19 protein-coding genes are annotated in these 21,498 nt (G+C 68.4%); 12 read left to right on the forward strand and 7 right to left on the reverse strand.

Features of this window, described 5'->3' with window-relative positions; genetic code table 11:
* Positions 1–37: 37 nt before the first annotated feature.
* Both ACLJK8_RS04445 and ACLJK8_RS04450 read right to left on the reverse strand, forming a co-directional pair.
* Positions 38–1,117 carry a dipeptidase gene (locus ACLJK8_RS04445; RefSeq protein ID WP_413148895.1) on the reverse strand — a complete coding sequence of 360 codons (1,080 nt, stop codon included), beginning with the start codon at positions 1,115–1,117 and terminating at the stop codon, positions 38–40.
* 148 nt (positions 1,118–1,265) lie between these two features.
* Entirely contained in the window at positions 1,266–2,864 is a 1,599-nt protein-coding gene (locus ACLJK8_RS04450) for an ABC transporter substrate-binding protein (protein WP_413148896.1), read from the reverse strand.
* Positions 2,865–3,136: 272 nt separating this feature from the next.
* Between ACLJK8_RS04450 and ACLJK8_RS04455 the strand changes: the two genes are divergently transcribed.
* The 3 genes from ACLJK8_RS04455 (at position 3,137) to ACLJK8_RS04465 (ending at position 6,217) form a co-directional block, all read left to right on the forward strand.
* A complete protein-coding gene (locus ACLJK8_RS04455) occupies positions 3,137–4,627 on the forward strand; it encodes a carboxypeptidase M32 (RefSeq protein ID WP_413148897.1) in 1,491 nt (496 codons plus the stop codon).
* Between the two features lie 250 nt (positions 4,628–4,877).
* Entirely contained in the window at positions 4,878–5,729 is an 852-nt protein-coding gene (locus ACLJK8_RS04460) for a BadF/BadG/BcrA/BcrD ATPase family protein (RefSeq protein ID WP_413148898.1), read from the forward strand.
* On the forward strand, positions 5,726–6,217 hold the full coding sequence (locus ACLJK8_RS04465; RefSeq protein ID WP_413148899.1) for a GNAT family N-acetyltransferase: 492 nt from the start codon (positions 5,726–5,728) through the stop codon (positions 6,215–6,217). The genes ACLJK8_RS04460 and ACLJK8_RS04465 overlap by 4 nt, the downstream gene beginning before the upstream one ends.
* A gap of 32 nt (positions 6,218–6,249) precedes the next feature.
* Here ACLJK8_RS04465 and ACLJK8_RS04470 read toward each other — a convergent pair whose 3' ends face one another.
* From ACLJK8_RS04470 to ACLJK8_RS04480, 3 genes are all read right to left on the reverse strand, one after another.
* Positions 6,250–6,534: an acylphosphatase gene (locus ACLJK8_RS04470; protein ID WP_413148900.1), complete on the reverse strand. Its 285-nt coding sequence runs from the start codon at positions 6,532–6,534 to the stop codon at positions 6,250–6,252.
* Positions 6,535–6,651: 117 nt separating this feature from the next.
* Positions 6,652–8,046, reverse strand: coding sequence for a 30S ribosomal protein S12 methylthiotransferase RimO (rimO, locus tag ACLJK8_RS04475; RefSeq protein ID WP_413148901.1), 1,395 nt, complete (start codon positions 8,044–8,046; stop codon positions 6,652–6,654).
* A 119-nt stretch (positions 8,047–8,165) separates the two neighbouring features.
* Positions 8,166–8,567: a c-type cytochrome gene (locus ACLJK8_RS04480; RefSeq protein ID WP_413148902.1), complete on the reverse strand. Its 402-nt coding sequence runs from the start codon at positions 8,565–8,567 to the stop codon at positions 8,166–8,168.
* A gap of 283 nt (positions 8,568–8,850) precedes the next feature.
* Between ACLJK8_RS04480 and ACLJK8_RS04485 the strand changes: the two genes are divergently transcribed.
* Positions 8,851–9,231: a RidA family protein gene (locus ACLJK8_RS04485; RefSeq protein ID WP_413148903.1), complete on the forward strand. Its 381-nt coding sequence runs from the start codon at positions 8,851–8,853 to the stop codon at positions 9,229–9,231.
* A 125-nt stretch (positions 9,232–9,356) separates the two neighbouring features.
* On the forward strand, positions 9,357–9,983 hold the full coding sequence (locus ACLJK8_RS04490; protein WP_413148904.1) for an outer membrane protein: 627 nt from the start codon (positions 9,357–9,359) through the stop codon (positions 9,981–9,983).
* A gap of 28 nt (positions 9,984–10,011) precedes the next feature.
* Here ACLJK8_RS04490 and ACLJK8_RS04495 read toward each other — a convergent pair whose 3' ends face one another.
* A complete protein-coding gene (locus tag ACLJK8_RS04495) occupies positions 10,012–11,415 on the reverse strand; it encodes a helix-turn-helix domain-containing protein (RefSeq protein WP_413148905.1) in 1,404 nt (467 codons plus the stop codon).
* A gap of 122 nt (positions 11,416–11,537) precedes the next feature.
* Between ACLJK8_RS04495 and ACLJK8_RS04500 the strand changes: the two genes are divergently transcribed.
* The 5 genes from ACLJK8_RS04500 (at position 11,538) to ACLJK8_RS04520 (ending at position 16,352) form a co-directional block, all read left to right on the forward strand.
* Positions 11,538–13,070 carry an acyl-CoA carboxylase subunit beta gene (locus ACLJK8_RS04500; RefSeq protein ID WP_413148906.1) on the forward strand — a complete coding sequence of 511 codons (1,533 nt, stop codon included), beginning with the start codon at positions 11,538–11,540 and terminating at the stop codon, positions 13,068–13,070.
* A 147-nt stretch (positions 13,071–13,217) separates the two neighbouring features.
* A complete protein-coding gene (locus tag ACLJK8_RS04505) occupies positions 13,218–13,463 on the forward strand; it encodes a hypothetical protein (protein WP_413148907.1) in 246 nt (81 codons plus the stop codon).
* 43 nt (positions 13,464–13,506) lie between these two features.
* A complete protein-coding gene (locus ACLJK8_RS04510; protein WP_413148908.1) occupies positions 13,507–13,857 on the forward strand; it encodes a hypothetical protein in 351 nt (116 codons plus the stop codon).
* Positions 13,858–14,037: 180 nt separating this feature from the next.
* Positions 14,038–14,217, forward strand: coding sequence for a hypothetical protein (locus tag ACLJK8_RS04515; RefSeq protein ID WP_413148909.1), 180 nt, complete (start codon positions 14,038–14,040; stop codon positions 14,215–14,217).
* 134 nt (positions 14,218–14,351) lie between these two features.
* Positions 14,352–16,352 (forward strand): acetyl-CoA carboxylase biotin carboxylase subunit, encoded by a 2,001-nt coding sequence (locus ACLJK8_RS04520; RefSeq protein WP_413148910.1) that lies wholly within the window; start codon positions 14,352–14,354, stop codon positions 16,350–16,352.
* Between the two features lie 4 nt (positions 16,353–16,356).
* Here ACLJK8_RS04520 and ACLJK8_RS04525 read toward each other — a convergent pair whose 3' ends face one another.
* Complete coding sequence (locus ACLJK8_RS04525) at positions 16,357–16,926, reverse strand: DUF4174 domain-containing protein (protein ID WP_413148911.1); 570 nt, start codon at positions 16,924–16,926, stop codon at positions 16,357–16,359.
* A gap of 90 nt (positions 16,927–17,016) precedes the next feature.
* Here ACLJK8_RS04525 and scpA point away from each other — a divergent pair, with 90 nt between their 5' ends.
* Positions 17,017–19,149: a methylmalonyl-CoA mutase gene (gene scpA / locus ACLJK8_RS04530; protein ID WP_413148912.1), complete on the forward strand. Its 2,133-nt coding sequence runs from the start codon at positions 17,017–17,019 to the stop codon at positions 19,147–19,149.
* Positions 19,150–19,211: 62 nt separating this feature from the next.
* Complete coding sequence (locus tag ACLJK8_RS04535) at positions 19,212–21,488, forward strand: NADP-dependent malic enzyme (RefSeq protein WP_413148913.1); 2,277 nt, start codon at positions 19,212–19,214, stop codon at positions 21,486–21,488.
* Positions 21,489–21,498 lie beyond the last annotated feature (10 nt).

Raw genomic sequence — 21,498 nt, forward strand, 5'->3', positions numbered from 1 at the left:
GCCGCCAGCGCTTCTCGCAACCGCCTGGCATCGGCCGTCATTTCCCCAGCGTCGCCCGAAGCGCGCGGAGCCAGTTGCCGTTGCAAAGCTTCGCGATCAGGGCCTGGTCGTAGCCATGGCGCGCGAGCGCCAGGCGCAGCGCGGGCAGGCCCGCGACATCGGTGATTCCCTCCGGCACCATCGCCCCGTCGAAATCGGAGCCGAACCCGACGCGATCCTCGCCGAGCCGTCCGATCAGGTGGTCGAGATGGCGCAGGATCGGCTCCCAGCCGATGTCCGCGCCCCGCCGGCCGTCCGGACGCAGGAAGGAGGTGGCGAAGTTGAGTCCGACCATGCCGTCGCGCTCCGCGATCATGGCAAGCTGGCGATCGGTCAGGTTCCGCGTCGAGGCGGAGACGGCATGGGCGCAGGAATGCGTCGCGATGAGCGGCGCGTCCGAGACCGCGGCCACGTCGTCGAAACCCTTCGCATTGAGATGCGAGAGGTCGACGAGGATTCGCAGCTCACCGCAGGCCCGGACCAGCGCCTTGCCGAGATCGCTCAGCCCCTCGCCGGTATCGGGATCGCCCGGAAACCGGAACGGGACGCCATGACCGAAGATCGTCGGCCGGCTCCAGACCGGGCCGAGGGATCTCAACCCCATCGAATGAAAGAGGTGAAGCGCGTCGAGATCCGGGCCGATCGCCTCCGCGCCCTCCATGTGCATGATCCCCGCGACCACGCCGCGCGCGAGACAGTCCTCGACTTCCGCCGCCGTGACGCAGAGCCGGAAGGCGCCGTTCGAGACGCGCTCCATCCGCTTCAGGATGCCGGCCATCGCGAGCGCGACGGGCTGCGCCGCCGGCGCCTCGATCGGCTCGGGAAGTGCGAGGTCATAGGGCGGGTTGTCCATCAGCGCGTCGAAATCGACGCCCCGGGGTGTCGGCGAGGGGACGTAGATCGCGAAGAAACCGCCGCCGAAGCCGCCGGCGCGCATCCGGGGCAGGTCGAGATGACCGCGCCCGTCGCCCTCAAGCCAGAGCCGGTCACGCGTCCCCGGCGCCGCGCGCCAGAGACGGAGCAGGAGATCGTTGTGGCCGTCGAAGATCAGCGGGGCGGCGGGCGGGGCAGGGGTCATTCGATTTCCTGGGACGTATGTGATTGAGAGCTTCGGTCGGCCCGAGGCAGCCGGGAAGCCGGGGCGGAGGCGGGTCAGATCCGGGCCGGGCGCCGGCCGCCGCCGCGCGGGCGGGAGGCGGAGAGGGTGCGCGCCGCCCCGGAGTCGCTCACTCCTTGGTCACACCCGCGAAGGCGTTGTCCTGGAATGACGGGCCGATGGCCAGGCCCTGGACCCTGGCGCGCCGTGCCATCCGTTCGATCTCCTGGAACATGATGACGAAGGGCGAACTCTTCTGGCTCTCGCGCTGGAGGCCCTCGTACATTTCCGCGCGTTTCGCGGCGTCGGGCTCCAGCATCGCGGCGCGCGTCTCGGCGGTCTCCTCGGGGATATACCACGCGTTGCGCCAGGCGAGCGTCTTCGCCGTCGCGCCGTCGCCGTTGTCGGGGTTGCTCGCGAACGTGCCGGCATTGGCATGGGGGTCCTGGTAGTTCGGACCCCAGCGGCCGAGATGGATGTCGTGCGCGCGGGCGCGGTACCGGGTCAGGGCCTCCGCCTCGCCCATCGGCACGATCTCGACCGTGATCCCAGCCTCCGCCAGCGACCGCCGTATCGCCTCGGCCATGCCGGTCAGATCGGGCGTGTCGCGGGTGTCGAGGGTCACGGAGAAGCCGTCCGGCAGCCCGGCCCGGGCGAGCAGGTCCTTCGCCTTCGCGACGTCGAGCGAATAGGGGGCGTCCTCGATCGCGCCGAGAAAGCCCCTGGGCAGAAAGGACTGATGCGCGATCACATCCCCGCGCATGATCGTGTCGGCGATCGCCTGGTAATCGACGAGATACTTGAAGGCCTCGCGCACCTCCGGCTTCGCCAAGTATTCGTTCTTCTGGTTCAGGCCGAGGTAGTAGATCGAGCCTTTCACACCCGAATCGATGGCGATCTCCGGGTTGCGCGCCAGCACGGCGAATTCCTCCGGCCCGAGCGTCCGGGCGATGTCGATGTCGCCTTTCTCAAGCAGCAGGCGCTGGGTCGCGGGCTCCGGAATATGGCGGTAGATCACCCGCTCCATCGCGGGGGCCTCGCCCACGTACTTGTCGTTGCGTTCGAGCACCACGATGTCGTTCTCGCGCCATTCGCGCAGCCTGTAAGGCCCCGATCCCGCGTAATGCGTCCGGAGCCAATTGTACCCGAGGTCGCCGTCCTGTTCGTGGCTCATCACGAGTTCCTCGTCGACGACATAGGCGACCGTCGCGGTCAGCGCGTAGAGCACCAGCGTCGGCGCGTAGGGCTGGTCCATGGTGAAGTCGAAGGTGTAATCCGCCGTCTGGATGATCGCCTGATCGACATTGCCGCCGGTGATGCCGAACTGCCTGATGATGATGGCCGGCGGCTTGTCGAGCTTCACCGCGCGTTTGAGCGAGAAGACCGCGTCGGCCGCGGTGACCGCGTTGCCGGAGGCGAAGTTGTTGCCCTCGCGGATCTTGAAGCTGATCGTCTTGCCGTCCTCCGAGACGGTCCAGCTTTCCGCGACGACGCCGCGGATCTGCGAGACATCCTTCAGATCGTAGGCGATCAACGGCTGGTAGATGTTGCCGACGATCTCGGCGGCGGTAAACTCGAAGGCCTCGGCCGGGTCGAGCGACAGGATGTCGTCGATCATCGAGGCCTGGATCAGCTCGTCCGCGGGGGTCTCGGCACGGACCACCGGCGCGCCGAGGGCGATGGCGATCGCGAGGGCATGCCCGAGACGATGGCTGAGATGCTGTGTCATGCGTGTCCTCGCGCCTGAACGGCCGGCCGCGCCCCTCGCGAGGCCCGGACCCCATAACTGAGCGATCAGGGCGGCGCGAAGTCAAGCGGCAGAACGTTTCGATCGCGTCTTCGGCACCGCGGCGAAAATATCCGGGAGCGATCGCGCGGCGCGGCCGGAGTCGGGCGGTGGGGCCGGTTGCAGCTTCGCTTTTCCGGCACTAAACAGGGTCCGGCCTGAGGAGTCGGCGCGGGTGCCGGCCCTTCGCAAGCGCGGGACGCGGAGAGTATCAGTTGGACGAAGCCACCCTTTACGCCGAGCTCGCCGATCATTTGCGCGGTCTCGGCGCCTTGGACGAGGTGTCGAGCCTGCTGAACTGGGACCAGGAAACCCAGATGCCGCCCAAGGGCATGGCGCGGCGCGCGGAACAATGCGCCGCGGTGGCGAGCGCCGCGCATGCGCTCGCGACGGCGCCGAGGCTCGCCGAACTCGCGGAGCTGCTCAAGGACGCCGATCTCGATCCCGCCGCCAAGGTCAATGTCGCGGAGGCCGGTCGCATCTCGCGCCGGGCCACGCGGGTGCCGGCGGAACTCGCCGGCGAGATCGCCCGCGCGACCGCGCTGGCGCAGACCGTGTGGCAGGCGGCGCGGGAGTCGAACAGCTTCGCCGATTTCGCCCCGGTGCTGGAACGCGTGGTCACGCTCAAGCGGGAACAGGCGCGGCTTCTGGTCGGGAACGGGGAGACGCCCTACGAGGCGCTGCTCGACGAATACGAGCCCGGGATGACCGAGGCCGAACTGACCGGCATGTTCGAGCGCATGCGGCCCCGTCTCACGCAGCTTCGCGCGCGGATCGCGGCGTCTGGCTGGAGGATGCCGCGGTTCACCGGGTCCTACGCTCGTGCCGGTCAGATCGCGCTCTCGCGCCGGCTCTGCGATGTCTTCGGCTTCGACTGGCAGGCGGGGCGGCTCGATCTCGCGGTGCATCCCTCCTCCGCCGGTTCGGGCGGGGATGTGAGGATCACCACCCGCGTGAACGAGAGCGATCCGCGCGAGTGCGTCTATGCGACGATCCACGAGCTCGGTCACGCGGTCTACGAACAGGGGCTCGGTCCCGCGCAGGCGCTGCTGCCGGCGGGAATGTCCGCCTCGATGGCGGTGCACGAATCACAATCGCGGCTGTTCGAGAATCAGCTTGGCCGGGGTCGTGCCTTCTGCGAATGGCTCTGCCCCGCGGTCGGCGCGCAATTCGGCTCGACCGGCGTCGACATGCCGGAATCCTTCTACGCCGCCGTCAATCTCGTCGAGACCGGCTTCATCCGCACCGAGGCGGACGAGGTGCATTACAACCTGCACATCATGATGCGCTACGATCTGGAGCGCGAGCTGATCGCCGGAACGCTCGATGTCGCGGATCTCGAAACCGCCTGGAACGACCGCTTCCGCGCCGATTTCGGCGTCGCGGTGCCGGAGGCCCGGCTCGGCGTCCTGCAGGACGTGCACTGGTCGGCGGGGCTGTTCGGCTATTTCCCGACCTACGCGCTCGGAAACGTCTACGCGGCGGAGCTTTACGCGGCGATGCGCGCGGCGATGCCGGATCTCGAGCGGCTGCTCGCGGCCGGCGATGTCTGGCCGCTCGTCGACTGGCTGCGGGCCAGGATCCACGCCCGCGGCCGCCTGCTGCCGCCCGCCGCGCTGATCGAGGAGGCCTGCGGGCACCCGCCGAGCGAGGAGGCGCTGCTCGGCTATCTCGAACGCAAATACGGGGCGCTTTACACGCTCTGACGCGGGCGCGCCGCCCATGCGCGGATCTCCGAGCCGAGTCTGGAAGGCGAAGTGGGTCCGGCGGACGAATGTGCCGAGGTTATCGGTCGCGAGATTCGGCTCCGCCAGCGCCCCTTGGGTGGCCCGCCAACGCCTCGTCCCGGCCTTGACCGACCTCGCACCGCTTCGCCCCGGCTGACGAGTTTCCGGTTGCCTGGCCCCGCTCGCGCGTTTCTTATTGCCTGGAGCGCGCGCGGGCCTGGGAGTGGCGATGGCATTTTTTCTCGGAGTGGATGGGGGCGGGACGAACTGCCGCGCCGCCATCGCCGACGGGGACGGGGTCGTTCTCGGGCGTGGCGAGGCAGGATCGGCCAATATCATGACCGATCCGGAGAAATCCCGGGTGAACATCCTCGCCGCCGCCGACGCCGCGCTGCGGGCCGCGGGACTCGACGCGAGCTTCGGCGATCTCGACGCGGTGCTGGGGCTCGCGGGGGCGAATGTCCCGGCCGCGGCGCGTCGGATGGAGCGTGATCTCCCCTTCGCGAGTTCCCGGCTCGAAAGCGATGTGGTCATCGCCGTCAAGGGCGCGCTCGGCGCGGAGGACGGGATCGTCGCGCTGCTCGGAACCGGATCGGTTTTCGCGGCGCAGGAGGAAGGCATCGTCCGCACGGTCGGCGGTTGGGGCTTCCGTCTGTCTGATCTCGGCGGCGGCGCGCGGCTCGGGCAGGCGGTGCTCGAAGCGGCCCTGCTCGCGCATGACGGCCTGCGCCCGCGCTCGGCTCTGCTCGACGCGCTCGTCATCGAGGCGAAGGGGCCGGAGGGGTTGATCATCTTCGCGCACTCGGCGAGCCCCGCGGACTACGCCGCCCTGGTGCCGCGGATCTTCGGTGCCGCCGCGATGGGCGATGGCGCCGCGATCGAGGTGATCGCGAAGGCGCGCGACGATATCGCGGCGGCGATCGACCTGCTCTCGGTGGAGGGTGATCCGCCGATCTGTTTCGTCGGCGGGGTCGGGCGGCTCTTCGCCGAGCAGCTCGCGCGCCGCTACGCGGCGCGGATCAGGGAGCCGAAGGGCACCGCGCTCGATGGGGCGCTGGCGATGGCGCGGGGGCTGGTGTGACGGGCGCGCTGGGCCGGGGCGAGATCCCGGCCCTTGCCATCCGCGAGGACGACCTGACCGACCCGCGGACGATCGACCTCCTCCGCCGTCATCTCGAGGGAATGCGTGCGACTTCACCGCCCGGTCACGTTTTCGCGCTCGATCTCTTCGGGCTCGGCGCGCCGGATGTCACGGTCTGGAGCGCCTGGGATGGGGCGGAGATCCGCGGGACCGGCGCGTTGCGCGCCCTGGGCGACGGGACCGGCGAGATCAAGTCGATGCGGACCGACCCGGCCCATCTTCGCGCCGGCGTCGGCGCCGCCCTGCTGGAGCACATCATCGCCGAGGCACGCCGCCGCGGGATGACGCGGCTTCTCCTGGAGACGGGCAGCGGCCCGGCCTTCGAGCCCGCGGTGGCGCTCTATCGCCGCCGCGGGTTCACGGAGAGCGCGGCCTTCGGCGCCTATGAAAAGAGCGCGTTCAACCAGTTTTTCGGGTTGGACCTGTAAGTTTCCGGAATTCCCGTGATATCGCGTTCTCGTCAGGAGACGATGCGGAAGCCGTCCTCGGTATCGCTCGGGTCCGCCGGCGCGGTGGTCACACGATCGACGCGCGCCGCCCGCGGTCCTTCGCGCAGGCGCTCGAGCATCGCGTTCACCGCCTGATCGGAGCCGGTGAATACCGCCCGCACCGAGCCGTCGGGGTCGTTGCCGACCCAACCGGCCAGCCCGAGTTCGCGCGCCAAGTCATCGGTCCAGGCCCGAAAGCCCACCCCCTGGACCTTGCCGATCACATGGACGGTCACTGAGACAGGATTCGTCTCCATCTCGCTCTCCCTCGATCCTTCGGCAATCATGGTGGCGATATGTGCCGGATTGGCAACGGAAAACGTTGCCCGGTTCCGGGTCCGGCGGGTGGGTTCGGGGCGCGCGCCGGAGGGTCGTCAGACGGGGCGGCCCCAGAGGTCGTAATCCGCCGCTTCCTCGACCTCGACGGTCAGGATGTCGCCGGGTGCGAGATGCGCGAAACCCTCGTCGATGAAGAGATTGCCGTCGATCTCCGGCGCATCCGCCCAGGTGCGGCAGGTCGCGCCCTCGTCATCGACCGTGTCGACGATCACCTGAAGGCAGGTCCCGACCTTGGCCTCCATCTTCTCGGCGCTGATCGCCTGGGCGGTCGCCATGAACCGCTCCCAGCGCTCCTGCTTGACCGCGTCGGGCACGTGATCGGGCAGCGCATTGGCACGCGCGCCCTCGACATTCTCGTACTGGAAGCAGCCGACCCGGTCGAGCCGGGCTTCGCCGAGCCAGTCGAGCAGGTGCTGGAACTCCGCCTCCGTCTCGCCCGGATAGCCGACGATGAAGGTCGAGCGCAGCGTGATCTCCGGGCAGTCGGCCCGCCAGCGCGCGATCTCGTCCAGCGTCCTGGCCGAGGCGGCGGGCCGGGCCATGCGCCGGAGCACGTCGGGGTGGCTGTGCTGGAACGGGATGTCGAGATAGGGCAGCACCAGCCCCTCCGCCATCAGCGGGATCAGCTCGCGCACATGCGGATAGGGGTAGACATAGTGGAGGCGCACCCAGGCGCCGAACTGGCCCAGCGCGCGGGCGAGATCGGTGATATGGCTCCGGACCTCGCCGCCCTTCCAGGGGTGCGCGTCATGCTTGCGGTCCAGCCCATAGGCGGACGTGTCCTGACTGATGACGAGAAGCTCGCGCACGCCGGCCTCTACCAGCTTCTCCGCCTCGCGCAACACCGCGTGCGCCGGGCGCGAGACGAGGCGGCCGCGCATGTCCGGGATGACGCAGAACCTGCACTTGTGATTGCAACCCTCAGAAATCTTGAGGTAGCTGTAGTGCCGTGGTGTCAGATGGACGCCCGTCGCGGGCAGAAGGTCGATGAACGGATTCGGCGCGGGCGGGACCGCGCCATGCACGGCGTCGAGCACCTGTTCGTACTGCTGCGGCCCGGTGACGGCGAGCACGTTCGGGTGCTCGCCCCGGATGTAGTCTTCATTCGCGCCGAGACAGCCGGTGACGATGACCCGGCCGTTCTCGTTCAGCGCCTCACCGATGGCTTCGAGGCTCTCGGCCTTGGCGCTGTCGAGAAAGCCGCATGTGTTGACGATCACCGCGTCCGCGCCCGCGTAGTCGGGCGAGATCGCGTAGCCCTCCGCGCGGAGTCGCGTCAGGATGCGCTCGCTGTCCACGAGCGCCTTGGGGCAGCCGAGGCTGACCATGCCGATCCGCGGCTGTCCCGGACGGGATGCCTCGCGGGAAGCCTCGGGCAGAAGCGGGCGCGGCGCCCTGTCGGGGCGCAGATCGGGCGGGTTGGTGCTCATGACGGCGCGCCATACCGCATCCCGCACGCGTTTTGAAGTGGCGTCCGAGGGGGCCGGCCCAGGACAGCCGCGGAGGGAGCCCGCCTGGGATGGCCCGTCCGAGATGGTCTGCCAGGCGGCTACTGCGCGGCTTCGCCGCCGTTCGCGTCGATATAGGCGACCACGGCGTCGCGGTCCTCGACTTTCCTCAGGCCCGCGAAGGCCATCTTGGTGCCCGGGACCATCTTCTTCGGATTCTCCAGATAGGCGTGGAGCTGCTCATTGTCCCAAACCAGGCCCTCCTCGCCGGCCTTGACCATCGCATCGGAGTATTTGAAGCCCTCGAGGCCTCCCGCCTTGCGTCCGATGATGCCGTTCAACTCGGGTCCGACGCGATTCTCGGCGCCGTCGCCGATCATGTGGCAGGCGGCGCACCGCTTCCAGACCTTCTCCCCCGCGGCGAGATCGGCTTCCTGTGCCAGCGCGGGAAGGGCGAGGCAGCCAGTGGCCAGCGAGAGGGCGACGAGGATCTTGTTTCGCATGTTCCAACCCATCCAGTGATCTTCTGATCTCTTGTTCGTTCCACGTCCGGCGGTCGGGTCAGCGCCTGGGTCCCCGTGTGCCTTGGCGGAATCGAATGCGATGATAGGCGCCCGCGGCTGCCCGGCAACGGTCCTTTGGTCGCGGAAACGTGTTCACGGCCGCGAAACTTGTCGGAAAATGCCCGGAACGGCCGGACCTGTCGCGAAACGCATCACCCTGGCCGCCTTGACCGATGGTGGCCCGGCGGGAAGGATGCCGCGGACACGGGCTTTTGGAGGGACCATGCGCAGCCTCATCACGACGGGATCGCCGTTCGAGAAGGATTTCGCCTACAGCCGGGCGGTGGTCCAGGGCGATTGGTGCTTCGTCTCCGGAACCACCGGCTATGACTACCGCACGATGTCGATGCCCGCCGATCCGGGAGAGCAGGCGGCGAACGCGCTCGCGACCATCGCGGTGGCCCTGGAGGAAGCCCGATTCTCGCTCAGGGACGTGGTTCGCACGGTGATCTACCTCGCCGATGCCGCCGATCATCCGGCGATCGGCCCGGCGCTGCGCGGGGCGCTCGGCGAGGTGCGGCCGGCGAATACCACGGTGATCGCCGCGCTGATCCGGCCGGAGATGAAGGTCGAGATCGAAGTCACGGCGCTGCGCCAGGGCTAGGCGCGGTGCGCGCCGCCGGGGGGGCGGCGCTCACGATTTCGCGCGGTGGGGCGCTGGCCGCTGGCCGGGCGCGGGCATCGGCGCATATGAGCCGCGAAGCAGTTTCATCGGGTCCGGAGAAGACAATGAACATCGAGCACAGGATCATGGCGGCGGCGGTTCTCGCCATCGCGGCGCTGACGGGCGGCGCGGCGGGCGCGCAGGATTACTACATCAAGGGTTTCGGCGGCTGGACCATGCCCGATGATGACGATTTCACCCTCAATGATCGTGACACGGGGACCGGCGCATCGAGCGGCCTCGAATACGACACCGGCACCGTGCTGGGCGCCGGGATCGGTTACGACTATTCGCGCTCGCTCTCGCTCGAGGCGGAATACGTCTACCGCGACGCCGATGCCCGGCTGCGGGGCGGTGCGAACGGATCAACCGAATCGAACGCCTGGATGGTCAATGCGCTCTACAGGTTCCGGCCGCTCGGACCCGGCGAGGCGGTCCATCCTTACGCCGGCGGCGGCATCGGCATCGCCGATCTCACCGTCGAGAACGCGGGCCAGACCTTCGGGTCGGACTACGAATTCGCCTGGCAGCTGATCGGCGGCCTGGGCTATGACGTGACGCCGAACGTCCAGCTCTTCGGCGAGGCGCGCTATTTCGTGATCAACGAGGAAAGCGTCGGCAACGGCGGCTTCGATTTCAGATCCGGCTACGACAGTTTCGACGTGCTCTTCGGCGCGAGCTACCGGTTCTGACACCCGCGTTCCGACACCCCGCGCGCCGTCACCGGATCACATAGGGCAGCAGGTCGCGTTCGTTCGGATCGACCTCGACGCCCTGTTCCATCGGCGGCACCGCGCGCTGCGGGCAGCCGCGGCGCTCGCAGATGCGGCAGGAGATGCCGATCGGCTGGAAGGCCGCGTCGTCGCGGGTGTCGAGATCGTCGGCGTAGACAAGGCTGCCGGCATGGGCGACCTCGCAGCCGAGCCCGATCGCATAGCGCCGGACCGGGGCCAGGAAGCTGCCGCCCGGCTTGGAGATCGCGCGCGCGAGGCAGACATAGCGCGCGCCGTCCGGCGTTTCGGCGAGCTGGCGCAGGAAACGGCCCGGCGTCTCGAAGGCCTGATGCACGTTCCAGAGCGGGCAGCCGCCGCCGAAGCGCGTGAACTGCAGCCGCGTCGCCGAATGGCGCTTGGTGATCGTGCCGGCCTGATCGACGCGGACGAAGTAGAAGGGCACGCCCTTCGCGCCCACCCGCTGCAGCGTCGAGAGCCGCTGGCCGACCTGTTCGATCGAGGCGTGAAACTCGCCCGAGAGTGCTTCGAGGTCGTGGCGCAGGACCTGCGCGCGCTCAACGAAGCGCCCATAGGGCATGAGCGCGGCGCCGGCGAAATAATTGGCGAGCCCGGTCTTGCAGATCGACCGCGCGGCTTCGCTCCCGAACCGCGCGAGATCGAGCGTCGCCTCCAGGAGATCGCCGTGTTCGATCAGGGCGATCTGGTGCAGCGCCTGGAACGCCTGGGTCGCCCGCCCGCTGTGCGCGGCGAGGCTCAGCACCTTCGCCGCCGGATCGTAACGGCGCAGCGGCGCGGCGCTGGTGAGGACGAGCGCGATGCCGTGGCGCGCGCGCAGCCAGCCCTCGATCGCGGCGATCCGGTCTCCCTCGCCAAGCTGCGCGGCGAAACGCTCGGCGGCGCGGTCGATCGCGTCGATGTAGTTGTCGCAATAGTGGAAGAAGTCCCGCACCTCCTCCCAGGGCAGGGGGTTGAGCGGATTGTCCTCGCGCCCCAGCGTCTCGTTCAGCCGGGCAAGCCGCTCGCGGTCCTGGCGGTGCGCGCGATGCAGCGTCAGGAAGGCGCGCGCGAGATTCGGCGCGTTCGCCGCGACCAGTTGCAGATCGGAGAGCGGCGGGCCGATGTCGCCGAAGACCGGATCGGCCAGCGCCTCGCGCATGTCGGCCACCAGCCGTTCGCTGGTCCCGGCGGCGAGTTCGGTCACATCGATGCCGAATTCCTCGGCGAGACTCAGCACGACCCGCGCCGAGACCGGCCGGTGATTGTTCTCCATCTGGTTGAGATATGACAGCGAAACCCCGAGCCTCGCGGCGTATTCCGCCTGGGTCAGCGCCAGCCGCACCCGAATCTCGCGCAGCTTCGCGCCGATGTAGAGTTTGCGTGCATGTGCCATACTTCGCAAGTTTGCAATTTTCAGGCATGATTTGCAATGCACTTTGCAAATTCGCCGTTGAATGCTTGTCCGGTTCGCTCGCATCTGCCACAAAACCGTCAAACGGCCATTGGGGGAGCGCCATGAAGGACATCCTGGACGAGCTCGAAGTCCGCAGGGCGGAGGCCCGGCTTGGCGGCGGCGAGGGGCGCATCAAGTCCCAGCACTCGAAGGGCAAGCTGACCGCCCGGGAGCGCGTGGAGATCCTGCTCGACGAAGGCTCCTTCGAGGAGTTCGACATGTTCAAGACGCATCGCTGCGTCGATTTCGGCATGGCGGACACGACCTTCCCCGGCGACGGCGTGATCACCGGCTGGGGCACGGTCAACGGCCGGCAGGTCTATGTCTTCAGCCAGGACTTCACGGTCTTCGGTGGCTCGCTGAGCGAGACGCACGCGGAGAAGATCTGCAAGATCATGGACATGGCGATGCAGAACGGCGCGCCGGTCATCGGGCTCAACGACTCGGGCGGCGCGCGCATCCAGGAGGGCGTGGCCTCGCTCGCGGGCTACGCCGATGTCTTCCAGCGCAACATCATGGCCTCGGGCGTCATTCCGCAGATTTCCGTCATCATGGGCCCTTGCGCCGGCGGCGCGGTCTACAGCCCCGCGATGACCGATTTCATCTTCATGGTGCGCGATTCCTCCTACATGTTCGTGACCGGCCCGGACGTGGTGAAGACGGTGACGAACGAGGTCGTGACCGCCGAGGAGCTTGGCGGCGCCAAGACCCATACGAGCAAGAGCTCGGTCGCCGATGGCGCCTATGAGAACGATCTCGTGGCACTGCTCGAAGTCCGGCGGCTGGTCGATTTCCTGCCGCTCTCGAATCGCGAAAAGCCGCCGGTCCGTCCGTTCTTCGACGATCCGGGCCGCATCGAGGAGAGCCTCGACACACTCATCCCCGCGAATGCGAACACGCCCTATGACATGAAGGAACTGATCACGAAGATCGCCGACGAAGGCGATTTCTTCGAGATCCAGGCCGATTTCGCGCGCAACATCCTGACCGGCTTCATCCGGCTCGAAGGCTCGACCGTGGGCGTGGTCGCGAACCAGCCGACGGTGCTCGCCGGCTGTCTCGACATCGATTCCTCGCGCAAGGCGGCGCGCTTCGTGCGGTTCTGCGACGCCTTCGAGATCCCGATCCTGACCTTCGTCGATGTGCCGGGCTTCCTTCCGGGGACGGGCCAGGAATACGGCGGCATCATCAAGCACGGCGCGAAACTGCTCTTCGCCTTCGGCGAGGCGACGGTGCCGAAGGTGACGGTGATCACCCGCAAGGCCTATGGCGGCGCCTATGACGTGATGAGCTCGAAACATCTGCGCGGTGATTTCAACTACGCCTGGCCGACGGCCGAGATCGCGGTGATGGGGGCCAAGGGCGCGGTCGAGATCCTCTACCGCTCCGAGCTCGGCGACGCGGAGAAGATCGGCGCGCGCACCAAGGACTACGAGACGCGGTTCGCCAACCCCTTCGTCGCGGCGGAGAAAGGCTTCATCGACGAGGTCATCATGCCGCATTCCACGCGCCGCCGCGTCGCCCGCGCCTTCGCGAGCCTTCGCACCAAGCGGCTCAGCAACCCGTGGAAGAAGCACGACAACATTCCGCTCTGAGCGGGAGCGCGCGGCGCTCGCAAGCCGCGGCCATTGGGAGTAGACTGGCCATGGGATCGATCATGGGTTCGATCGCGCATGTTCTCGGCGCGCATGTCTTGGGCGCGCATGTCTCGGGCGCGCAATTCCTCGGGAGGGGCCGGAGCGATGATACGCCGGCTATGGATGTCGCTGCCGCGGCTTGTCCGGTTCATGCTCACGCATATCGCGAACGGGATGGTGCTGGGCTGTTCCGCGCTCCTGCTGGCGATCTGGACGGATTTCGCCGGGATCGGCGGCGTCGTGGCGCGGGACGGGAGCGGGCTCGCGACCTTCCTGCTCTTCTTTCAGACCGCGATGACCTTCGGGGCGGTCTCGATGGGGATCGCGGTGATGAATCTCGGCGAGGATTGAGGCGCCGCCCGGCATCCCGCTCGCCGAGCCGCGGGGGGACGCCATGCTGAAGCATCGCGGTTTCCCAGGGCGGCTGCCCAGTTCGGATCTGCAGTTCGTGATCCGCCGCGCCTCCAAGGGCGGGGCGACGCCGATCAAGGCGCGGGAGCGGTTCGCGGATCGCCGCCCGGTCGAGGTCGCCGCCGATCGTGAATTCCTGCGCGCGCTGATCGAGCATTTCGGCGACGCGCCCTTCGAGCGCGGCAATCTCGACGCCGGCCGGATCGGCTGGCTCTTCGGGCGGGAAATCGTCGCCGCCGAGGACCCGTTCGATCCAGCGAGCTACGACGCGCTGCTCCGGGTCGATCTCGACCGCGCGCGCCGCGCTTTTCCGGAGATCTTCGAGGATGACTAGGCTCGTCTCCGGGAAGGCTTCGGCCCATGCCGCTCCGCGGGACGAAGCGGGCAGCGCCCGGTTGATGGCCGCCGCTGGATCGGTTCGCGATTCCGGGCGTTTGCCCTGCGGCCGCGCGACGGGCGCGGAGATCCGGGTCCGCCGCGTCGGCGCCCCGGCGACATTCGGGGAGGAAGAAACATGGCCAAGTTCGGAATGGTCGCGGTCTTCGGGGCCGCGCTGCTACTCGCCGCCTGCGGCGAAACACGGACCCAGCGCGTCGTCACCGGCGCGGCGGGCGGCGCGCTCGCAGGCCAGGTCATCGCCGACGAGCCGCTCATCGGCGCCGCCGTCGGCGGCGGCATCGGCGCGGTGCGCTAGAAGCCGCGCGGCACCGCCGGCGGAGCGACACGCCGCTTCGCGCGGCAACCAGACGGCGGCGCACGCCCGGCCCGGAGCGATCCGGACCTGGCAGGGCGCCGCCACGGCCCGGATCAATTGCCCTGAGAGGACCCATGTTTGAGAAGATCCTGATCGCGAACCGGGGCGAGATCGCCTGCCGGGTCATCAAGACGGCGCGCAAGATGGGTATCAAGACCGTCGCCGTCTATTCGGACGCCGACGCCGGCGCCCTCCATGTCGCGATGGCCGACGAGGCGGTCAACATCGGCCCGGCGCCGGTGAACCAGTCCTATATCGTCATCGACAAGATCCTCGATGCGATCAAGCGGACCGGCGCGCAGGCGGTGCATCCGGGCTACGGCTTTCTCAGCGAGCGCGCGGAATTCGCCGAGGCGCTCGACAAGATCGGCGTCGCCTTCATCGGCCCGCCGGTCGGCGCGATCGAGGCGATGGGCGACAAGATCACCTCGAAGAAACTTGCCGCCGAGGCGGGTGTCTCGACGGTGCCGGGCTACATGGGGCTCATCGACGACGCCGAGCACGCGGTAAAGATCGCGACCGAGATCGGCTATCCGGTGATGATCAAGGCCTCGGCCGGCGGCGGCGGCAAGGGGATGCGCATCGCCTGGTCGGACGACGAGGCGCGCGAGGGTTTCGAGCGGTCGAAGTCCGAGGCCGCGTCCTCCTTCGGCGACGACCGGATCTTCATCGAGAAGTTCGTGACCCAGCCCCGGCATATCGAGATCCAGGTGCTCGGCGACAAGCACGGCGACTGTATCTACCTCGGGGAGCGCGAATGCTCGATCCAGCGCCGGAACCAGAAGGTGATCGAGGAGGCGCCCTCGCCCTTCCTCGACGCCGCGACCCGGCGGGCCATGGGCGAACAGGCGGTGGCACTCGCGAAGGCGGTGGACTACTGCTCCGCGGGCACGGTCGAATTCATCGTCGATGGCGAGCGGAACTTCTACTTCCTCGAGATGAACACGCGGCTTCAGGTCGAGCATCCGGTGACCGAACTCATCACCGGCGTCGATCTCGTGGAGCAGATGATCCGGGTCGCGGCGGGCGAGAAGCTCGCCATCACGCAGAACGACGTGAAGCTCAATGGCTGGGCGATCGAGAGCCGGCTCTACGCCGAGGACCCGTACCGCAACTTCCTGCCCTCGATCGGCCGGCTGACGCGCTACCGCCCGCCGGCCGAGGAGGCGGGCTCGGGGCACGCCGTCCGCAACGATACCGGCGTCTTCGAGGGCGGCGAGATCTCGATGTACTACGACCCGATGATCGCCAAGCTCTGCTCCTGGGGTCCGGATCGCAACGCGGCGATCGAGACGATGCGGGGCGCGCTCGACGCCTTCGAACTCGAGGGGATCGGGCACAACCTGCCGTTCCTCTCCGCGGTCATGGACCATCCGCGCTTCGTCTCGGGGGCGATCACGACCGCCTTCATCGCCGAGGAATACCCGGAAGGCTTCGCCGGGGCCGACCTGCCCCGCGAAACCCTGCGCCGGCTCGCCGCCTTCGCGGCCCACGCGCATGTGCTGAGCGAGGAGCGGGCGTCGAAGATCCTCGGCGCGATCCAGCACCACGGGCGCCACATCGGCCGCGACTGGGTGGTGCAACTCGGCGGGGAGCGCTTCGAGGTCTCGGTGGAGCGCGAGGGCTGCGACAGCGCGGTCAGCTTCCCCGACGGCCCCGCCACGCGCGTTTCCTCGACCTGGCAGCCGGGCGAGCCGCTCGCTCGCGCCACCGTGGGCGGCCAGGCGGTGATCGCCAAGGTCCAGCCGATCGCCGGCGGCTTCCGGGTCCGGCACCGGGGCGCGGATCTCAAGGTCTCCGTCCTCTCGCCGCGCCACGCGTCGCTCGCCGCGCAGATGCCCGAGAAGGCACCGCCCGATACGTCGAAGATGCTCCTCTGCCCGATGCCCGGGCTCATCGTGAAGATCAGCGTGGCCGAGGGTGACGAGGTCTACGACGGTCAGCCGCTCGCGATGGTCGAGGCTATGAAGATGGAGAACGTGCTGCGCGCCGAGCGCAAGGCGAAGGTCTCGAAGATCCTCGCGAAGCCCGGCGACAGCCTCGCGGTCGACGATGTGATCATGGAGTTCGAGTGATGGCTCACGGCCGGCGCGATCCGGTCTCGTCGCGGCGGGACGGCATCCGGTCGATGAGGCCCGAGATCTCGCGGACCTGCATCGGCGCCGGGCGACGGAGCGCCACGCGGCCGTCGATGTCGATCAGCACGACGCCGAAACCCCTCGGCCTGAGCGCGCGGCGCAGCGGCCCGACGGCGGCGGGATCGGTGTCGGTCAGCACGACGACCTGGCGTTCGGAAAGCTCCTCCATCCCGGCCTCGATCCGGCGCATCTGCTGGATGTATCTCGGGTCGCGGTCGGTATCGGCGAAGATGACCAGCGGTCGCGCGACCCAGAGCAGATCGTCGAGCGAGGGCGGTTCCGGCGCGGTTGTGATCGAGCGCGCCTCCGGCGCGGTGTCGGGCGAGCGCGCCTCCGGCGCGGTTTCGGGCGAGCGCGCGTCCGGCGCGGTTTCGGGCGAGCGCGCCTCCGGCGCGGTGGCGCCGGGCACGTCCCCGCCGGTCGCGGTCGGAGCCTCCGTCGCGGGATCGGGTTGCGCCCGGGCCGCGGTCGCGGCGACGACGAGCGCGAGCATCAAGAGACGAACTTTCATGCGGGCGTCATCCTGTTCCCAACATAGGCGGTCCGGCCGGGGATGCGAGAGGGCGGGCGCGGGATTCTGGAATACGTGGAGGGCGTGGGCATGAGCAAGGCAACTCTCGATGACTGGCGGGCGCTGGCGACGCGGGAACTGAAGGGCGCGGAGCCGGAGAGCCTGGTCTGGAACACCCCCGAGGGCATCGACGTGAAACCGCTCTACACGGCGGAGGACCTGAAGGGGCTCGATCATCTCGACACCCTGCCGGGTCTCGCGCCCTACACGCGGGGACCGCGGGCCACGATGTACGCCGGCAGACCCTGGACGATCCGGCAATACGCGGGCTTTTCCACGGCGGAGGAATCGAACGCCTTCTACCGGCGCAACCTCGCCGCCGGGCAGCAGGGCGTCTCGGTCGCCTTCGACCTCGCGACACACCGGGGCTATGACAGCGACCACCCCCGCGTCGTCGGCGATGTCGGCAAGGCGGGCGTCGCGATCGACTCGGTCGAGGACATGAAGATCCTCTTCGACGGCATCCCGCTCGAGAAGATCTCCGTCTCGATGACGATGAACGGCGCGGTCATCCCGATCCTCGCGAGCTTCATCGTCGCGGGCGAGGAACAGGGGGTTTCAAGGGCGCAACTCTCGGGGACCATCCAGAACGACATCCTGAAGGAGTTCATGGTCCGCAACACCTACATCTACCCGCCCGAGCCCTCGATGCGGATCATCTCCGACATCATCGCCTTCACGGCGGAGGAGATGCCGCGGTTCAACTCGATCTCGATCTCTGGCTATCACATGCAGGAGGCGGGCGCGAACCTGGCGCAGGAACTGGCCTTCACGCTGGCGGACGGGCGCGAATATGTCCGCGCGGCGATCGCGAGCGGCCTCGATGTCGATGTCTTCGCGGGGCGGCTGTCGTTCTTCTGGGCGATCGGCATGAACTTCTTCATGGAAGTCGCGAAGATGCGCGCCGGGCGGATGCTCTGGGCGCGGATCATGTCGGAGTTCGAACCGAAGAAGGCGTCGAGCTCGATGCTGCGTACCCACTGCCAGACCAGCGGCGTGAGCCTGCAGGAGCAGGACCCCTACAACAACGTGATCCGCACCGCCTACGAGGCGATGGCCGCGGCGCTCGGCGGCACGCAGAGCCTGCATACGAACGCGCTCGACGAAGCCATTGCCCTGCCGACGGAATTCTCCGCCCGGATCGCGCGCAACACGCAGCTCATCCTGCAGGAAGAGACCGGGATCACCAACGTGGTCGATCCGCTCGCCGGCTCCTACTACGTCGAGAGCCTGACGGCGGAGATCGCCGCCAAGGCCTGGGAACTGATCGAGGAAGTCGAGAGCCTCGGCGGCATGACCAAGGCGGTGGCCTCGGGCATGCCCAAGCTCCGCATCGAGGAGGCGGCGGCGCGGCGGCAGGCGGCGGTCGACCGCGGCACGGAAACCATCGTCGGCGTCAACAAGTACCGGCCCTCGACCGACGACCATATCGAGATCCTCGACGTGGACAATGTGAAGGTGCGCGACTCCCAGATCGCGCGGCTCGAAAGGATCCGCGCGACACGGGATCAGGCGGCCTGCGACGCGGCGCTCGCGGCGCTGGAGAAGGCGGCGGGTTCGGGCGGCAATCTGCTCGCCGCCGCGGTCGAGGCGGCGCGCGCGCGCGCCACTGTCGGGGAGATCTCGGACGCGATGGAAAAGGTCTTTGGGCGGCACCGCGCCGAGGTCAAGACGCTCGCGGGCGTCTATGGCGCGGCCTACGAGGGCGACGAGGGTTTCGCCCAGATCCAGTCGGATGTGGCGAAATTCGCCGAGGACGAAGGGCGGCGGCCCCGGATGCTCGTCGTCAAGATGGGCCAGGACGGGCACGACCGGGGCGCGAAGGTGATCGCGACCGCCTTCGCCGATATCGGCTTCGACGTGGACGTGGGGCCGCTCTTCCAGACGCCCGAGGAGGCGGCGCGCGACGCGGTCGACAACGATGTCCATATCGTCGGCATCTCGTCCCAGGCGGCGGGCCACAAGACGCTGGCGCCGAAACTGATCGAGGCGTTGCGGGAACAGGGCGCGGGCGACATCCTCGTCATCTGCGGCGGCGTGATCCCGCAGCAGGACTATGCCTTCCTGAAGGACGCCGGCGTCGCCGCGATCTTCGGTCCGGGTACCAATATTCCCCGCGCGGCCCGAGAGATCCTTGACCTTCTGACCGCTGCCAGAGCATGAGCTTGGGCGTGCCCTTCCTGGAGGCGGCACGCCCGGCCAACCATGAGAGGGGAGGATAGCCAATGTCCGAGGGGAGCAGCGACGCCCGTTCCGCGGCGCTCGAGTACCACGAGTTTCCGACGCCCGGTAAGCTCGAGATCCGCGCGACGAAACCGATGGCGAACCAGCGCGACCTGAGCCGCGCCTACAGCCCCGGCGTCGCGGAGGCCTGCCTCGAGATCAAGGCGAACCCCCAGGACAGCGTGCGCTACACCGCGCGCGGCAACCTCGTCGCGGTGGTCTCGAACGGCTCCGCCGTGCTCGGGCTCGGCAATATCGGCGCGCTCGCCTCCAAGCCGGTGATGGAAGGCAAGGCGGTTCTGTTCAAGAAATTCGCCAATATCGACTGTTTCGATATCGAGGTGGACGAAACGGATCCGGTGAAGCTCGCCGAGATCGTCGCCTCCCTGGAGCCGACCTTCGGCGCCATCAACCTCGAGGACATCAAGGCGCCCGACTGCTTCATCGTCGAGCGGCTCTGCCGCGAGAAGATGAACATCCCCGTGTTCCACGACGACCAGCACGGCACGGCGATCGTGGTCGGCGCCGCGGCGACCAACGCGATCAAGGTCGCGAACAAGACCTTCGAGCAGATCAAGGTCGTCTCGACCGGCGGCGGCGCGGCGGGCATCGCCTGCCTCAACATGCTGCTGAAGCTCGGCGTGAAACGCGAGAACGTCTGGCTCTGCGATATCCACGGCCTCGTCCATGAGGGCCGGGAGATCGACATGAACCCCGAGAAGGCCGCCTTCGCGCAGAAGAGCGAGCTTCGCACGCTCGGCGAGGTGATCGAGGGCGCGGATCTGTTCCTCGGCCTCTCCGGTCCCGGCGTGCTGACCGGCGAGATGGTAAAGCGGATGAACGGCGATCCGATCGTCTTCGCGCTCGCCAACCCCAATCCGGAGATCGACCCGGCCGAGGCGCGGGCGGCCAATCCCGATGTGATCATGGCGACTGGCCGTTCGGACTATCCGAACCAGGTCAACAACGTGCTCTGCTTCCCCTTCATCTTCCGGGGCGCGCTCGACGTGGGCGCGACCGAGATCAACGACGAGATGTCGATCGCCTGCGTCGAGGGGATCGCGGCGCTCGCGCGTGCCTCGTCGAGCGCCGAGGCCGCGGCCGCCTATCAGGGCGAGCGGCTTTCCTTCGGCCGCGATTACCTCATCCCGAAGCCCTTCGACCCGAGGCTGCTCGCGATCGTGGCGGGCGCGGTCGCCAAGGCGGCGATGGACAGCGGCGTGGCGACCCGGCCGCTCGACGATCTCGAAGCCTACAAGTCGCGGCTGAACGCCTCGGTCTACCGCTCGGCCTTCATCATGCGGCAGGTCTTCGACGTGGCGCGCGAGGGTGACCGGCGCATCGTCTTCGGCGAGGGCGAGGACGAGCGCGTGCTGCGCGCCGCCCAGGCGATGCTGGAGGAGGGCGTCGGCCGTCCGATCCTGATCGGCCGTCCCGAAGTCATGACACTCCGCTGCGAACGGGCGGCGCTGCCGATCCAGGTCGGCGTGGATTTCGACTATGTGAACCCGGAAGGCGACCCGCGCTACCGCGAGTACTGGGGAACCTATCACCAGATCATGCAGCGCCGGGGCGTCACCCCGGATCTCGCCCGCGCGATCATGCGCACGAATTCGACGGCGATCGGCGCCGTCATGGTGGCGCGGGGCGAGGCGGACAGCCTCATCTGCGGGACCTTCGGCCAGTATCTGTGGCACCTGAACTATATCCGGCAGGTGCTTGCGACGCCGGCGCTGGCGCCGGTCGGCGCGCTGTCGCTCATGATCGCGGAGAAGACGGTGCTCTTCGTCGCCGACACGCAGGTAAACCCGGAACCCACGGCCCAGCAGATCGCCGAGACCGTGATCGCGGCCGCGCGCCATGCGCGCCGCTTCGGCGTCGAGCCGAAGATCGCGCTCTGTTCGCATTCCCAGTTCGGCAATCTCGACACCGATTCCGGCCGGCGCATGCGGGCGGCGCTCGAGATCCTCGACGCGCGCGAGGCCGATTTCGAATACGAGGGCGAGATGCATTCCGATCTGGCGCTCGATCCGGAGCTCCGGTCGCGCATCTACCCGAATTCGCGGCTCCAGGGGGCGGCGAATGTGCTGGTCTTCGCCAATACCGACGCGGCGAGCGCGGTCCGCAACATCATCAAGATGGTGTCCGGCGGGCTTGAGGTCGGGCCGATCCTGATGGGGATGGGCAATCAGGCGCATATCGTCACGCCCTCGATCACCGCGCGCGGCCTTCTCAATATCGCCGCGCTCGCGGGGGCGCCCGTGCATACCTACGGCTGAGCTTGCCGCC

Source organism: Amaricoccus sp. W119 (assembly GCF_047275745.1).
GTDB lineage: Bacteria > Pseudomonadota > Alphaproteobacteria > Rhodobacterales > Rhodobacteraceae > Amaricoccus.

What these genes read in the sequence shown, in the direction of transcription:
- scpA (WP_413148912.1), top strand. Translation starts at nt 17,017, where the DNA reads ATGAGCAAGGCAACTCTCGATGACTGGCGGGCGCTGGCGACGCGGGAA.
- ACLJK8_RS04480 (WP_413148902.1), bottom strand. Translation starts at nt 8,567, where the DNA reads ATGCGAAACAAGATCCTCGTCGCCCTCTCGCTGGCCACTGGCTGCCTC.
- ACLJK8_RS04535 (WP_413148913.1), top strand. Translation starts at nt 19,212, where the DNA reads ATGTCCGAGGGGAGCAGCGACGCCCGTTCCGCGGCGCTCGAGTACCAC.
- ACLJK8_RS04520 (WP_413148910.1), top strand. Translation starts at nt 14,352, where the DNA reads ATGTTTGAGAAGATCCTGATCGCGAACCGGGGCGAGATCGCCTGCCGG.
- ACLJK8_RS04495 (WP_413148905.1), bottom strand. Translation starts at nt 11,415, where the DNA reads ATGGCACATGCACGCAAACTCTACATCGGCGCGAAGCTGCGCGAGATT.
- ACLJK8_RS04515 (WP_413148909.1), top strand. Translation starts at nt 14,038, where the DNA reads ATGGCCAAGTTCGGAATGGTCGCGGTCTTCGGGGCCGCGCTGCTACTC.
- ACLJK8_RS04500 (WP_413148906.1), top strand. Translation starts at nt 11,538, where the DNA reads ATGAAGGACATCCTGGACGAGCTCGAAGTCCGCAGGGCGGAGGCCCGG.
- ACLJK8_RS04525 (WP_413148911.1), bottom strand. Translation starts at nt 16,926, where the DNA reads ATGAAAGTTCGTCTCTTGATGCTCGCGCTCGTCGTCGCCGCGACCGCG.
- rimO (WP_413148901.1), bottom strand. Translation starts at nt 8,046, where the DNA reads ATGAGCACCAACCCGCCCGATCTGCGCCCCGACAGGGCGCCGCGCCCG.
- ACLJK8_RS04470 (WP_413148900.1), bottom strand. Translation starts at nt 6,534, where the DNA reads ATGGAGACGAATCCTGTCTCAGTGACCGTCCATGTGATCGGCAAGGTC.
- ACLJK8_RS04450 (WP_413148896.1), bottom strand. Translation starts at nt 2,864, where the DNA reads ATGACACAGCATCTCAGCCATCGTCTCGGGCATGCCCTCGCGATCGCC.
- ACLJK8_RS04490 (WP_413148904.1), top strand. Translation starts at nt 9,357, where the DNA reads ATGAACATCGAGCACAGGATCATGGCGGCGGCGGTTCTCGCCATCGCG.
- ACLJK8_RS04505 (WP_413148907.1), top strand. Translation starts at nt 13,218, where the DNA reads ATGATACGCCGGCTATGGATGTCGCTGCCGCGGCTTGTCCGGTTCATG.
- ACLJK8_RS04485 (WP_413148903.1), top strand. Translation starts at nt 8,851, where the DNA reads ATGCGCAGCCTCATCACGACGGGATCGCCGTTCGAGAAGGATTTCGCC.
- ACLJK8_RS04445 (WP_413148895.1), bottom strand. Translation starts at nt 1,117, where the DNA reads ATGACCCCTGCCCCGCCCGCCGCCCCGCTGATCTTCGACGGCCACAAC.
- ACLJK8_RS04460 (WP_413148898.1), top strand. Translation starts at nt 4,878, where the DNA reads ATGGCATTTTTTCTCGGAGTGGATGGGGGCGGGACGAACTGCCGCGCC.
- ACLJK8_RS04510 (WP_413148908.1), top strand. Translation starts at nt 13,507, where the DNA reads ATGCTGAAGCATCGCGGTTTCCCAGGGCGGCTGCCCAGTTCGGATCTG.